General features: G+C 42.8%; 14 protein-coding genes. 11 read left to right on the top strand and 3 right to left on the bottom strand.

Annotation, left to right across the window (positions count from 1 at the left end):
* The first annotated feature begins 112 nt into the window (after positions 1-112).
* Positions 113-820, top strand: a complete 708-nt coding sequence (gene ccdA2 / locus RYK49_RS08410; protein ID WP_314865425.1) for a thiol-disulfide oxidoreductase-associated membrane protein CcdA2 — start codon at positions 113-115, stop codon at positions 818-820.
* Positions 821-834: 14 nt separating this feature from the next.
* Positions 835-1410, top strand: a complete 576-nt coding sequence (gene sdbB, locus RYK49_RS08405) for a thiol-disulfide oxidoreductase-associated lipoprotein SdbB (protein ID WP_314865424.1) — start codon at positions 835-837, stop codon at positions 1408-1410.
* Positions 1411-1614: 204 nt separating this feature from the next.
* Here sdbB and RYK49_RS08400 read toward each other — a convergent pair whose 3' ends face one another.
* From RYK49_RS08400 to RYK49_RS08390, 3 genes are all read right to left on the bottom strand, one after another.
* Positions 1615-2859 carry an NAD(P)H-dependent oxidoreductase gene (locus RYK49_RS08400; RefSeq protein WP_314865422.1) on the bottom strand — a complete coding sequence of 415 codons (1245 nt, stop codon included), beginning with the start codon at positions 2857-2859 and terminating at the stop codon, positions 1615-1617.
* A 17-nt stretch (positions 2860-2876) separates the two neighbouring features.
* A complete protein-coding gene (locus tag RYK49_RS08395; RefSeq protein WP_002906610.1) occupies positions 2877-3482 on the bottom strand; it encodes an NADPH-dependent FMN reductase in 606 nt (201 codons plus the stop codon).
* A 170-nt stretch (positions 3483-3652) separates the two neighbouring features.
* Entirely contained in the window at positions 3653-4588 is a 936-nt protein-coding gene (locus RYK49_RS08390; protein ID WP_314831196.1) for an FAD:protein FMN transferase, read from the bottom strand.
* Between the two features lie 258 nt (positions 4589-4846).
* On the opposite strand from RYK49_RS08390, the gene nox reads away from it, so the two are divergent.
* The 9 genes from nox to RYK49_RS08345 all read left to right on the top strand — a co-directional run bounded on the left by nox (position 4847) and on the right by RYK49_RS08345 (position 14813).
* Positions 4847-6223 (top strand): H2O-forming NADH oxidase, encoded by a 1377-nt coding sequence (gene nox, locus RYK49_RS08385; protein WP_314831197.1) that lies wholly within the window; start codon positions 4847-4849, stop codon positions 6221-6223.
* Positions 6224-6372: 149 nt separating this feature from the next.
* Complete coding sequence (locus RYK49_RS08380) at positions 6373-7929, top strand: chloride channel protein (protein WP_314865421.1); 1557 nt, start codon at positions 6373-6375, stop codon at positions 7927-7929.
* Between the two features lie 117 nt (positions 7930-8046).
* Complete coding sequence (efeO, locus tag RYK49_RS08375; RefSeq protein WP_314831199.1) at positions 8047-8919, top strand: iron uptake system protein EfeO; 873 nt, start codon at positions 8047-8049, stop codon at positions 8917-8919.
* A gap of 4 nt (positions 8920-8923) precedes the next feature.
* Complete coding sequence (gene efeB / locus RYK49_RS08370) at positions 8924-10132, top strand: iron uptake transporter deferrochelatase/peroxidase subunit (RefSeq protein ID WP_314831200.1); 1209 nt, start codon at positions 8924-8926, stop codon at positions 10130-10132.
* Positions 10110-11801, top strand: coding sequence for an FTR1 family protein (locus RYK49_RS08365; RefSeq protein WP_314865419.1), 1692 nt, complete (start codon positions 10110-10112; stop codon positions 11799-11801). The genes efeB and RYK49_RS08365 overlap by 23 nt, the downstream gene beginning before the upstream one ends.
* 1 nt (position 11802) lies before the next feature.
* A complete protein-coding gene (tatC, locus tag RYK49_RS08360) occupies positions 11803-12519 on the top strand; it encodes a twin-arginine translocase subunit TatC (protein WP_314865417.1) in 717 nt (238 codons plus the stop codon).
* On the top strand, positions 12519-12707 hold the full coding sequence (locus RYK49_RS08355) for a twin-arginine translocase TatA/TatE family subunit (protein WP_002897604.1): 189 nt from the start codon (positions 12519-12521) through the stop codon (positions 12705-12707). The genes tatC and RYK49_RS08355 overlap by 1 nt, the downstream gene beginning before the upstream one ends.
* 65 nt (positions 12708-12772) lie before the next feature.
* Positions 12773-13354 (top strand): xanthine phosphoribosyltransferase, encoded by a 582-nt coding sequence (locus tag RYK49_RS08350; RefSeq protein ID WP_314865415.1) that lies wholly within the window; start codon positions 12773-12775, stop codon positions 13352-13354.
* Positions 13355-13469: 115 nt separating this feature from the next.
* Positions 13470-14813, top strand: a complete 1344-nt coding sequence (locus RYK49_RS08345) for an MATE family efflux transporter (protein ID WP_314865414.1) — start codon at positions 13470-13472, stop codon at positions 14811-14813.
* Positions 14814-14957 lie beyond the last annotated feature (144 nt).

Genomic DNA, 14957 nt, shown 5'->3' with positions numbered 1-14957 from the left:
AGTCTCATGAGTTTGCAAGAAAATTACCGTAGCGGATTTGTGAAAAATCTATAAGATTCATTTATAATGATAAGTGAATGTATATTCTACGTAAGTAGTTAGAGGAGAGAAAATGGAATCACCTTTATTTTTTGTTTCAGTTTTTTTAGCGGGTGTTTTGTCCTTCTTTTCCCCTTGTATTTTTCCCTTATTGCCGGTTTATATTGGCATTTTATTGGATGACAAGGAGGTCAAGACCCTGAAAGTATTTGGCCGGGAGCTTGCTTGGCAAGGCATGGTTAGAACGCTCTTTTTCATTGCAGGCATCTCAACGGTCTTCTTTTTTCTTGGCTTTGGAGCAGGCTTCCTAGGAACAATTATTTACAGTCCTACCTTTCGTTATGTGATGGGCGGCCTTATCATTCTGCTAGGTCTGCATCAGATGGAGCTTATTAATATTCGCCAGTTACAGATTCAAAAGAGTTTGACTTTCAAAAAGAATGGCCAGAAACATCATTTTTGGTCTGCATTCTTATTAGGTATTACCTTTAGCTTTGGTTGGACTCCTTGCATTGGACCAATCCTCAGCTCAGTCTTGGCCTTAGCAGCTTCGGGTGGGAATGGTGCATTCCAGGGAGCAATTTTGACCTTAATTTACACTTTGGGAATGGCCCTGCCTTTCCTAATCTTGGCTTTGGCATCTAGCTTTGTTATGCAGTATTTTAATAAAATCAAGCCTTATATGGGCCTGATGAAGAAAATTGGCGGAGCCCTGATCATTCTGATGGGGATTCTGCTGATGTTAGGACAGCTCAACGCCCTGTCTGGACTTTTTGGATAAAAGGAGAAAGAAATATGAAAAAAATCGTTACATTATTAGCAACTGTGTCAGCTGTTGCCTTTTTGGCAGCCTGCTCGGAACAGGAAGAGAAGCCTATGACTATGCCTACAACCAGCAGTTCATCAAGTGAGGCCCCTCAGACAAGTACAGTCGCCCAAGCAGCTGTCGGTCAAGAGGCGCCCGACTTTACTTTGCAGTCTATGGATGGAAAAACAGTCAAACTTTCTGACTACAAAGGCAAGAAAGTTTATCTAAAATTCTGGGCTTCTTGGTGTGGACCTTGTAAGAAGAGTATGCCGGAATTGGTCGAATTGGCTGGTAAAACAGATCGTGATTTTGAAATCTTGACAGTTGTAGCACCAGGTCTCCAAGGAGAGAAGTCAGTTGAGGAATTTCCAAAATGGTTTCAAGAACAAGGTTATAAAGATGTACCAGTTCTATTTGACACTTCAGGAGAAATTTTCCAAGCCTATCAGATCCGCAGTATCCCGACTGAAATCCTCATTGACAGTCAAGGGAAAATCGGGAAAATCCAGTTTGGGGCTATCAGTAATACTGATGCAGAAGCAGCTTTCAAGGAAATGAAATAAAGCGAAAAAAGAGGCTGGGACAAAAGTCCTAGCCTCTCGATTGTCTTTGGATTGTCGAGCAAGACGCAGTGGTTGAGTGGGCTCTACTACGCTGATTTCATCAGCTTTTACAGCCCTACTCAACTGTGCGGAGGTGGGACGACGAAATCGAATTCTAACGAATTACCGATTTCTGACCCACTCTCTTTTTAGTTTGTAATGTGATTAAGCGCTAGCACCTGATGTCGCATCGGCTCCTCCGTCTCCATGACCTCCATCGCCTCCAGCATCAGAAGCACCAGAAGTAGCGTCTGCGTCTCCATGACCTCCGGCAGGAGCGAATGGTCCGCTGCCTCCAACCAAACGTTGACCAGTTTCTTTTAAGTACCAGTCGAGCCAAGGTTGGAAATTAAAGACGATCTCATTGATACCTGCGTATGATCCGTCAGGATAGTACATAGCTTGGTAATTGTGGGTATTGATAACTCCTGCAGGTGAACCAGGGACGATTGTACGAACGTATTCTTGGTTTCCGTTGCGAAGTGTTCCGATAACCCACTCTACATTTTTCATCCGAGCTGGTGGAAGAGAGCCGTGAACAGTTGACATGCGGCTACCTGATTGAGGTGGCACACGTTTGGCAAACATGGTGTCTGGGTCTTGGTGGGCGTTGTTGTAGTAGAGGAATTGGTTGTTATCGTCAGCGTATGTCAATTCAAACGGCATAGCTTTCAAGAACATATCAATTTGATTAACAGTCAAGATACCATGGTCAAGTTCGACATAAGTATCACCTGAAACAGCGCCAGTGATTTCAGCGACTTTTTCTACCCATTCTGGATCATCTGGATCAACTTCTGTAATTGTCGTAGCGATTGGCTTTCCGCAGTCTAAGTCTTCAGGTTCAATTGGTTTTGGTTTTTTCAATTTTGAAACGACCTCTACATATTTGATAAAGTTATCTAAGCATGTTTCAAGGAAATTCACAGTTCCTTCGTTGGTGATATTACCATCATTGTCAAAAGCTTCCTTGGCTTTGCCCAGCAAGAACTCATTACCTGGAAGGGTATAAGCATTGACACCAGGAGCATCTAGGATTTTACGCAGGTGAACTTGAGCGCGAGATGTTCCTTGATCGTAGTAAGAAGCACCGACAATCATAACAGGCTTGCTTTCGAAAGGATGAACCTCGTAAGAGAGCCATTCTAAGACACTCTTTAAAGGAGCGCTGATAGTATGATTGTGCTCAGGGGTTGCGATGATGACACCATCTGCACGTGTGATTTTGTTATACAAATAACGCAATTGGAAGCTTTCATCCCATTTTTCATCCTGGTTAAACATTGGGACTTCATCAATTTCTAAGACTTCCAATTCAAATTTAATTTTGAACTGACGGCGGATGAATTCCAATAATTTTCGGTTATATGATTGTTCGTAGTTTGATCCTACAATTCCAACAAATTTCATTCTTTCGGTCTCCTATCTTACAATTTTTCCCAGTTAAATTCTTCAGCATCTTTGCGAAGCAATTCTTGTGCGTTGCGCAATTTTTCAGTGATTTTGACAAAGATACGGAAGTCATCAAAGATAGCATCCAATTTTTTGACAACGTCAAGATCTACCAAGTCTCCGCTTTGGTCAAAGGCTTGAAGAGAATGCGAAAGCAAGAACTCATCTGGAAGGACAGTTGCCTTGATTTCTGGAGCGTTCAAAATTTGACGGAGCTGCAACTGGGCACGAGAGGAGCCAAGTGTACCATAAGAAGCACCAGTGATCATGACTGGCTTGTTCAGCAATGGATAGATTCCGTAAGAAAGCCAAGCTAGGGCGTTCATCAGCACAGCTGGGATAGAATGATCATACTCAGGTGTACCAATAAGTACGCCATCCGCTGCATCGATTTTTTCGGCAATTTCTGATACCAACTCAGGGACGTTTCTGTCAGCAGGTTTATTAAACATTGGGATATCTTTAATCTCAACCAGCTCGATTTCAGCCTTGTCAGCGAAGTGCTTAGACATATATTGAAGAAGTTGCCGGTTTGTAGAACGGTTAGAATTTGTTCCAACAATTGCAATAAGTTTTAACATAAAATTTCCTTTCTGAAATTAAGATACAGAGCCCTCATGTGTGCATTTATTTTTCTTTAGGCAAGTAAAACCTATAAGAAAGAGAGGGTGTTTTTTTAATGAGCATGTTTAAAAAGATAGGGTGATAGATGTGCCGCTTGGTGTGGCAGCAAAGTTATCACTTTTGAAAATTAAGAAGCAGGAATTATCTGCTCTGAAAGGCCTGAGCTACAGAAGAGCTGACTATCCTGAGTGATAATCAATGCTTCAATCCCTGGTTGCTGTTCTATCTGAGACAGAATTGATGTCGGACTTTCACCAAATAGTCGAGTCGTCCAGATTTCGCCATCTACCGACTTGTCTGAAACAATGGTTAGACTAGCCAATTGATTTTCGATAGGATAGCCTGTTTTGCGATCCAGAATGTGATGGTAGTTCTGCCCATCCACTCTAAGAGTTCGCTCGTAGATTCCCGATGTGACCACTGACTGATTGGTGACAGCTAATATAGCTGAGTGATTGCCGCGAGGCTGCTTGGGATTTTGGATGCCAATCCGCCATGCACGCTGGCTGACTGCATTTTGCCCAATGGTTAGTACATTGCCACCAAGATTGATAAGAGCAGAGGTCACTCCCTGACTCAGAAAAAAGTCCTTAATCTTATCAGCGATATAGCCTTTAGCCAAGGCGCCTAGATCCAGCTTCATGCCTTTCTTAGCCAAAAAGACACTGCGGTCTTCTGGATTCAGCTCAAGCAAGTTTGGGTCGGTTAAGCTCAGAGCTTGCTGAATCTCCTCCGTACTTGGGAGATGAGCGTCTGAAAATCCTATCCGCCAGGTCTGGACGAGAGGGCCAATCGTGATATTTAAGTGGCTGCCTTCTGCTAGGCTGTGATATTTTCCCAGCTCAATCAGCTCAAAAAGCTCTGGATGAACTGAGACATTTTTAATTCCTGCCAAATGGTTGATAGTCATAAGTTCTGAGTCTTCATCATTGGCACTGAAGCGATTTTTATAGACATGAAGCAGTTGGACTGCCTCATATAAGAGTATTTCTGCTCGCTCATGACAGAGAGAGAGACAAATTGTACTCCCCATCAAATGAATCGAGCGAGAAGCGAAGTCCACATTATCACAACCTTTCTAAAATTAACCTCTCTGACCTTATTATATCAAAAAGATACCGGTTTCACAATCTTAAAATTGTTATATTTTCAGAAAATTGACTTTCGCACAAAGCTGTATTTTCGAAGCGATGAGACAGCGGTAGTATAGCTTTTTAGGCTGTATAAGAATTTTTGAAAATTTCGAGCAAATTTCTTGTAAACGCTCACAGGAGATGATATACTTGTCTAGTAAATTATAAATTAAGGTAGGACTATTCTTATGAGTAAAATCGTTGTAGTTGGTGCAAACCACGCAGGTACAGCGTGTATTAATACAATGTTGGATAATTATGGTGCAGAAAATGAAGTAGTTATTTTTGACCAAAACTCAAACATTTCATTCTTGGCATGCGGAATGGCCCTTTGGATTGGACAGCAAATCAGCAAGCCAGATGGACTTTTTTATGCAGACAAAGAAACTTTTGAAGCAAAAGGCGCAAAAGTTTATATGAATTCACCAGTTGAGTCAATTGATTATGATGCGAAAAAAGTTACAGCTATTGTAGACGGTAAAGAGCATGTAGAGTCTTATGACAAATTGATTTTAGCTACAGGTTCTCAGCCAATTCTTCCGCCAATCAAAGGTGCTGAGTTAGATCCTAACAGCCGCGAATTTAAGTCAACCTTAGAAAATCTGCAGTTCGTAAAATTGTATCAAAATGCTGCAGATGTTATTGAAAAATTGCAAGACAAGAGCAAACATATCGAACGTGTGGCAGTTGTAGGTGCTGGCTACATTGGGGTTGAGTTGGCAGAAGCCTTCAAACGCCTTGGTAAAGAAGTGATTCTGATTGATGTTGTGGATACTTGCTTGGCAGGTTACTATGACCACGACTTGTCTGATATGATGCGTCAAAACCTTGAAGAAAATGGTGTTCAATTAGCCTTCGGTCAAACTGTTCAAGCTATTGAAGGTGAAAGCAAAGTAGAACGCATTGTAACAGATAAGGCTAGCTACGATGTAGATATGGTTGTCTTGGCAGTTGGCTTCCGTCCAAATACTGGTCTTGGTGCTGGCAAGCTGGAAACATTCCGCAATGGTGCTTTCTTGGTAGATAAGAAGCAAGAAACTAGCATCAAAGATGTTTATGCAATCGGTGACTGTGCGACTGTCTATGACAATTCTATCAATGATACAAACTACATCGCCTTGGCTTCTAATGCCCTGCGCTCTGGTATCGTAGCAGCTCATAATGCTTGCGGACATGAATTGGAGTCTAATGGTGTTCAAGGTTCTAACGGTATCGAAATCTTTGGACTGAAGATGGTTTCAACTGGTCTGACAGAAGAAAAAGCTAAACGCTTTGGTTACAGCCCAGCTGTGGTTGAGTTTAAAGATACTCAAAAACCAACTTTCCTTGAAAAGGTTGAGCATCATGATGTTACAATTAAGATTGTCTATGATAAGGACACACGTGTAGTTCTTGGGGCTCAGATGGTTTCTAGAGAAGATATGTCTATGGGTATTCACATGTTCTCATTGGCCATTCAGGAAAAGGTTACAATTGATAAATTAGCCTTGCTGGATCTCTTCTTCCTGCCGCATTTCAACAAACCATACAACTACATTACTCAAGCAGCTTTGCGCGCTAAATAAGAAAATAATTAAGTCTGGGACAATTCCCGGACTTTTTTGTGTAGAGCCTTTAAAAAGAAAACTGAAATAAGAAATTTATTTTTCGTCTGTTTATCAGGTCTGCTTTGTGCTAGAATAGTGGTAAAGTAACTAGTTAGAGGAGATTGAGAATGGCAAAAAAGTCTATCTCGCATAAGGACGACATCAAGAGAGAATTTAATTTCACAACTTATTCGATTATTTCCCAGGTTTTACGAGGTATTTTAGTTGGGATTTTTGCTGGACTGGTAGTGGGCATTTTTCGCTTTCTGATTGAAAAAATCTTTCATTTAGTGCAGGATGTCTACCATAGGAGTCAGCAGTCTATGCTTTGGTTATTGTCCTTGGTGTTGCTTTATTGTTTCATCGTCTTGCTCAATGCCCACTTGGTAAAGTCGGAGAAAAATATCAAGGGGTCAGGGATTCCGCAGGTTGAAGCAGAGCTGAAAGGCCTGATGTCGCTTTCTTGGTGGAGTGTTCTCTGGAAGAAGTTTGTATTGGGGATTTTAGCCATTTCAAGCGGTCTGATGTTGGGTCGAGAAGGACCAAGTATTCAGCTGGGTGCTATGAGTGGCAAGGGCGTCTCTAAATTTCTGAATTTGAGTGCCGCTGAGGAGAGAGCGCTTATTGCTAGTGGTGCGGCGGCAGGCTTAGCAGCAGCTTTTAATGCACCAATCGCAGGACTGCTTTTCGTAGTAGAAGAAGTTTACCGTCATTTTTCACGCTTTTTCTGGGTCTCTACGCTGGCGGCCAGTCTAGTCGCTAACTTTGTCTCACTCTCCATGTTTGGCTTAACACCAGTGCTGGACATGCCGGATAATATTCCAGTTATGAGACTGGAGCAATATTGGATTTACCTAGTCATGGGTTTGCTGCTTGGTTTGTCAGGCTATATTTATGAGAAAGTCATTTTGAATATTCAGCTAGTTTATCAGTTTTTGGGGCGCTTGTTTAGGATTTCAGAAGCTTATTATCCTATTCTGGCCTTTGTCTTGATTCTTCCAATTGGTTATTTCCTGCCTCGCTTGCTAGGCGGGGGCAATCAGTTGATTTTATCTTTGACCGCTAGTCATTATACTGTGGAAACCTTGCTCTTGTTTTTTGCTATAAGATTTGTCTGGAGCATGCTGAGTTACGGAAGCGGGCTGCCAGGTGGTATTTTCCTGCCTATCCTTGCTCTGGGTTCACTTCTGGGCGGAGCAATGGGGGCAGTCTGTCTGCAGCTAGGTTTGATTTCTCAGGAGCAATTTCCGATTTTCATTATCCTGGGCATGAGTGGCTACTTTGGAGCAATTTCCAAGGCCCCACTGACAGCTATGATTCTGGTCACAGAGATGGTTGGTGACATCCGTAATCTCATGCCGTTGGGAATGGTCACTCTGACTGCTTACATTATCATGGATTTGCTAAAAGGAGCCCCAGTCTATGAAGCCATGCTGGAAAAAATGTTGCCAGATAGTATCGAGGACCAAGGAGATACTACTTTAATTGAAATCCCTGTTTCTGAAAAGATTGCTGGTCGGCAGGTGCATGAGCTAAACCTGCCTGATGGGGTCTTGATTACCATGAATGTCCACAAGGGAAAGACTCAAACGGTCAATGGCAGCACGCGCCTCTATCTAGGAGATACGATTTACTTGGTGCTGAAAAAGACGGAAATCGGAAAAATCAAAGAAGAGCTGCTTTAATGGTCTTAATATATAGTTTTTGATTAAATTGTCAGACAATTTCTTGAAATATGAGAAAAAAAATGGTATAATTTACAGGAAATAATCTCATATCAGAGAGAAAACAAAGGAGTCACCATGAAAAAACTGGGAATCGTCCTATTTTCAACGGCAATTTTACTGACTGGTTGTGCAGCCAACAATTCGACAAACAAGACTGGCTCAAGCAGTCAACCATCCAGCAGCCAAACGGCTGTCAATCAGAAAGAATTGGACAAGGCGACAGCAGACTACAAAACGTTTGTCCAAGGACAAATCGATCAGCTCCTGACAGATACGGAGAAGTTTCGTGACACCCTTAAAGAAGGCAAGCTTGAAGAGGCTAAAAAGCAATATCCGCTTATCCGGATGGCCTACGAGCGCTCAGAGCCGATTGCTGAGAGCTTTGGTGAATCAGATGTTAAAATTGACTTCCGCCTGGTCGACTATGTAGACGAAAACAAGACCGAAGAAGGCTGGTCTGGTTTCCACCGCATCGAAAAAATCATGTGGGAGCAAAATACGACCAAGGGAACGGAAAGTTATGCTGATCAGCTGGTCAACGATATTAAGGAGCTAAAAGCTAAAATCGCAACGGTTGAAGTGACTCCGGATATGATGTTGACGGGCGCTGTTGACTTGCTCAATGAAGTAGCGACCAGCAAGATTACAGGCGAGGAAGAAGTATTCTCCCATACAGATCTCTATGATTTTCGGGCCAATATTGAAGGGGCAGAAAAGATTTTTGAGCTCTTCAAGCCATTGATTCAGGACAAGGATGAGAAGCTTGTCAAGACCTTGGAACTTGAGTTTAAAAACGTAAACAGTCTCCTAGACAAGCACATGACCGACTCTGAAAACTACAAGCTCTATACAGAATTGACAAAAGAAGACACCAAGGAGCTGGCAGAAGCAGTTACCAAACTGGGTGAACCTCTCTCGCAAATGGGTGTCATTCTAGACGGGAAGTAATCATATGACAAACGACGAAAAATGGTTTAATAAAAAGATGGATCGTCGTGAATTTCTTAAAAAAGCAGGGATTGGAGGCGCTGGTCTTGCACTGGGTGTCTCTGGTGCATCTGCTTTTTTCGCTAATCAGTCGAAGGAAGATAAGAAATTCGCTGACGGTGAGGAAGAAATCAGCTTTTACGGGGAGCATCAGGCGGGTATTACAACCCCGATGCAGAAGAATATCTACTTTGTTGTGTTAGATTTGCATACGACGGATAGGGAGACCATTATCCAGCTCTTCAAGGACTGGACAGCCTATAGCGAGAAGCTGGTAGATGGAGAATTGGTCAAAAAAGATAATTCCAATGCTCTTTTGCCGCCAACAGACACTGGAGAAACAGTCGGTCTCAACCCTTATCGACTGACTTTGACCTTTGGGGTCTCAGCCTCTTTTCTGAAAAAAATGGGCTTGTCAGGCAAACGACCTAAAGCTTTTCGGGATTTGCCGCCTTTTCCAAAGGAGCAGCTCAAAGAAAAATATACGGGTGGCGATATTGTCATACAGGCCTGCGCGGATGATGAGCAGGTAGCCTTTCATGCGGTCCGCAATCTGGTCCGCAAGGGCAGAAATGCTATCACTATGAAGTGGAGTCAGTCAGGCTTTGCTGCTATTGGAGACAGGATGTCAACGCCTCGTAATCTCTTTGGATTTAAGGATGGCACGGCCAATGTGACCAAGGAAAAAGATTTTGACAAGGTCATTTGGTGCGACAGCAAGGACTGGATGCAGGGTGGCTCTTACATGGCTGTCCGCCGGATCCAGATGTTCCTTGAGACCTGGGACCGGACCAATCTGCAGGAACAGGAAAACACTTTTGGCCGCTATAAAGATAGCGGAGCGCCTTTTGGCAAGAAAGACGAGTTTGATGAGGTTGACTTAGACTTGCTGCCAGAGGATTCACATGTTCGTCTGGCTAAGGAGGTTGATAAGCCTATATATCGTCGGTCCTACTCGTACTCGGATGGGATTGATGAAACTACTGGGCAGTTTGACACAGGCTTGCTCTTTCTTTCCTTCCAGAAAGATCCAGACAGCTTTGTCAAAGTTCTAACTAATCTAGGCGCTCAAGATAAGATGAATGAATACGTCACACATGTCGGCAGTGGCTTGTTTGCTTGCTTTGGTGGAGTGAAAAAAGGAGAGTACCTTGGTCAAAAATTATTTGAATAAAAGCCTGTTGATATTAGGACTCTTGCTGATCTTTTTGGCTAAGCCGGTTTTAGCGGACGAGAGCTACAGCAGTTTATTCGTCAAAATCACTGATGCCAGCACTGCCGTCAAGCAGAAGGACCAGGAAAAAGCTAAGCAGCTAATCGGAGAAATCAAGACTGACTTTGAAAGGGTGTCTAATCACGACTCTGCAGCGGGACAAGAGGTAAGCAAGGCACTAGACTTATCGGGTAAGATAACTGAGGAGAAGCTGACACAGATTTCTTCTGCCCTATTGAAATTTGAGAAAGAGCAGAATCCAGTCGATTTAGAGGCTGAGAAAAAGAAGCTTCTCAGTAAGCTAGAGCCAAAATTTGAAAATCTACAAAAGGCTATTAGCGCTAAGGATTTAGAAGCGACAAGAGAAGCTTACAAGAAGATGAATAGCACCTGGACTACCAATGAAAGCGTGGTGCGAGACAACAGCACAGCTCATTATGGCAAGGTAGAAACAGCTATTTCATTCCTGCGCAGCGCTATTGAGACGGAGCCTACTGACTTTGACATGATTCAGTCTTCTTTTGATGATTTGAAAACCGCCATTAATAATTTTGTCAAAGGTGAGAAAGTCCAAGAAGCTGCTGGCAATCTGACGCTGAAAGATGGGATTGAGCTGCTAGAGGAGGCTTTGAGTCTCTTCCGAAGCGGAGATGATAAAAAGGCCGCTGCTAAGATGAAAGAATTCATCACCATTTGGCCAACGATAGAAGGAGATGTCAGTGTCAATAATCCTTCGCTTTATACCAAGGTTGAGAGTCAGACACCTGTTATTATGGTCAAGGGGAGCGAAGAGAAGTATCAAAAGCAGCTGGAATCCTTGATTAGTGAGCTGTCACAGATTGACACAACAGCTTACTATCATTTCTTTGATGCTATGCTGATTTTGTTGCGTGAGGGTGTAGAAGCGCTCTTAATTGTCATGGCTTTGATAACGACTCTGAAAGCCTCCAAGATGAAAAAAGGACTCAAATGGGTTTATGCCGGAGCAGCGAGTGGGGTTCTAGCCAGTGCTGTGATTGCAGCTTTGCTGCAGTTTCTTTTCCCAGCAGTTTCTTCTGGATCCAATCGTGAGATTATCGAGGGTGCAGTGGGAATTTTCGCTGTCGCCATGATGATATTGGTTGGTATTTGGCTGCATAGCAAGGCATCTATTGAGAAATGGAATGACTTTATGGAAAGTCAGATGAAGGCTGTAACAGCCACAGGCAGTTTTCTTTCCATGTTTGCTCTTAGCTTTCTGGCGGTTTTCCGTGAAGGCGCTGAGACCATCCTCTTCTATGCGGGAATTCTGCCGCGCATCACTATGACTGATTTTCTTTTGGGAATCGGCTTGGCTGTTCTGGTCTTGGTCTTGCTGGCCTTTATCATGAGCAAGGCTTCAGGTCTTCTCAAGCCACACAGCATTTTCTTCTGGCTGACTTGGTTAATCTATGCTCTGGCCTTTAAAATGCTGGGCGTCAGCATCCATGCCCTTCAGCTGACCAATATCCTACCGACTCACCTAATCAATGGCTTTGTGACAGTAGACTGGATGGGGATTTATCCAAGCCTAGAAGTGGTAGTTAGTCAGGCGCTCTTTATCCTGCTGGTGGTCTATGTTAGCTGGAAAAATCAGAGAAGTGAGCAGTAGCATGGATAAAAAAGAGCAGACTATTATTGAGCATTTGATTGAGTTCAGACGGCGTTTTCTAGCGGTATTGGCTTGCTTCTTCCTGGTTTTTCTGGTTAGCTTGCTCTTTTCAGCCGATATTTACCGATGGCTGACTAGTAATTTTGAGCAGAAGCTGCTGGTGCTGGGGCCGGATGATATCCTTTGGATTTATATCAGTCTGGCTAGTCTGGTCGCTTTTTCCCTAACCTTGCCATTTCTTGTTTATCAGGTCTGGGAGTTTGTCCGACCGGCTTTGCGAGCCAATGAAGCGCGAGCCGTTTTCGCTTATATCCCGGCTACCTTTATCTGCTTTGTTCTGGGGCTGGCTTTCGGCTTTTACTTTGTGACTCCAGCTATTTTGCAGGTCTTACTGTCGCTAGGGGAGGGGCTCTTTGAGACTCGGCTGACAGCACAGAATTATCTTAGTTTCGTCTTTCATACCACTATTCCGATTGCATGCCTTTTTGAGCTGCCAGTTCTTGTGTCCTTTCTGACTTCTATCGGTTTGCTCAATCCGAAATTTTTGGTAAAATATAGACGATACGCTTACTTCATTTTGCTGGTTTTAGCTGTTGTCCTGACACCGGCTGACTTTATCAGCGACTTGTCTATGACAGTGCCTCTGATTTTGCTCTATGAAGTCAGCATCCTGCTCAGTCGCATCATTTATCAAAGAAAATCAACGAGGAGAAATTAATGGGACTTTTAAAAGACATCGGAGTACCTGGGGTAATCATTATTGTTCTGGGGGCTCTGCTTATTTTTGGGCCAAAACGCCTGCCCGAACTAGGACAATCTATCGGTAAAATGTTTTCAGAATTCAAAAAAGCAGTCAATCATGCTGGAGAAGAAGACAAGACCGAGAATAAAAATGAAAAAGAGTAAAGGAAAAGCACGGATAGCCGTGTTTTTCTTCTAGCATCAAGTATAGCTTGTGATAAGGAGTAAAAATGAAAAAATTGGAAGAACGCATTTTCCAAGATGGACAAGTCTTGGGTGAGAATATCCTAAAAGTTGACTCTTTTCTGACCCATCAGGTTGATTTTTCTCTGATGAAAGAGATTGGCCAGGTCTTTGCGGAGGCGGTAAAGGATGCAGGAATTACAAAGGTAGTGACTATTGAAGCTTCTGGTATTGCTCCGGCTGTCTACGTAGCAGAAGCGCTAGGACTACCAATGATTTTCGCTAAGAAGGCCAAAAACATCACGATGACAGAAGGGATTTTGACGGCTGAAGTTTATTCTTTTACCAAGCAAGTGACTTCGACCGTTTCGATTGCTGGGAAATTTCTCAACTCTGACGATAAGGTGCTGATTATTGACGATTTTTTGGCTAATGGTCAGGCAGCCAAGGGCTTAATTACCATTATCGAGCAAGCAGGAGCGCAGATTGAAGCGGTTGGCATTGTCATTGAAAAATCCTTTCAGGATGGCCGTCAACTTTTGGAAACTGCTGGTTATCGTGTCCTTTCTTTGGCTCGCATTGCTGGATTTGAGAAGGGGCAGGTTGTCTTTACTGAGGCAGATATATGATTTCCTTTTCCTTTTGACTATCTGTCTGGCTTATAGTATAGTAAAGATAGTTGATATTTTAAAAATCTAAGCTCGTTGATTTTACTTGGGTAGAAAAAGTTTTTGAGGGATTTCTATGCACCAAACTCATAATTTACAGCAGCGGATGCGGCTCTTTATTTCTATTTTTTTGCCGATTTTGATCTACCAACTGGCCAATTTTTCAGCCTCTTTTGTCGATACGACTATGACTGGCCAATATGACACCTTACATCTGGCTGGTGTTTCCATGGCAACTAGTCTTTGGATTCCATTTTTCGACCTGCTTATAGGGATTGTGTCGGCCTTGGTCCCCATAATCGGGCATCATTTAGGTCAGGGGAAAAAAGAAAAGATTGCTTCTGATTTTTATCAGTTTATTTATCTTTCTTTAGGGCTATCGCTAATTTTATTTGCCTTGGTATTTGTGGGCGCTCCTCTGGTTTTGGCCCATCTTGGCTTAGAGCCCTTGGTAGAAGAAGTGGCTAAGAACTATCTTTGGTATCTGGCGCTTGGCATTATTCCTCTTTTACTCTTTAGCACTATCCGTTCTCTGTTTGATGCTCTAGGGTTGACCAAGCTTTCCATGTATCTCATGCTCTTACTCTTGCCCTTGAACGGTTCTTTTAATTATGCCCTAATCTACGGTGCATTTGGTTTTCCGGAAATGGGCGGAGCCGGAGCCGGACTTGGGACTTCTTTGGCTTATTGGGTTTTGCTCCTCATATCCTTGTTAGTAGCAGTCAAACATCCAAAAGTCCGATTCTATGAGCTTTGGAAGATTCGACCACTGGACAAAAAGAGCTTAATCGAAGGCATTCGACTTGGACTGCCTATCGGCGGAACCTTTTTTGCTGAAGTTGTGATTTTCTCGGTTGTTGGCCTGGTCATGGCTAAGTTTTCGTCACTAATTATTGCCAGCCATCAGGCGGCCATGAATTTTTCAAACTTAATGTATGCCTTTCCTATGAGCATTTCAACCTCAATGTCCATCATTGTTTCTTATGAAATTGGAGCCAATCGTCCTGACGATGTTAAGAAATTCTGTAAACTTGGGCGGCTGACGGCCTTGGGTATTGCTGGATTTACCTTTCTCTTTCTCTATATCTTACGCGACCGAGTAGCTGCTCTCTATGATTCGGATACTGGGTTTATCCGTATGACATCTGTTTTTCTGACCTACAGCCTCTTTTTCCAGTTGGCAGATACTTTTGCGGCTCCTTTGCAGGGCATTCTTCGGGGATACAAGGATACTCAGGTGCCATTTTACTTGGGTTTGATTGCTTATTGGGGAGTTTCGCTGCCCCTAGGACTCTTCTTAGATCATTTTACTAGTTTAGGCCCTTATGGATATTGGATTGGTCTCATTGCTAGTTTGGTGATGAGCGGCATTCTTTTTCAGTGGCGGCTTAATCGTTTGGCTAAAAATATCATAACTTAAAGAGCGCTGGCTTGTCCTTTTAGGATAAGCTATTGTTATTTTTTTCACAAACTTTTATTAAAATTAGATTAAAACGGTAAAACGCTTACATATTTTCTAGTATATTGATTGTGAAAATGATATAATAGTCATAAGATTATCAAG

Origin of the sequence: uncultured Streptococcus sp. (genome assembly GCF_963525625.1) — a bacterium.
Taxonomy (GTDB): Bacteria; Bacillota; Bacilli; order Lactobacillales; family Streptococcaceae; genus Streptococcus.
Note: the sequence above shows the minus strand (reverse complement) of the source record. Positions and strands in the feature narration are given on the sequence as shown.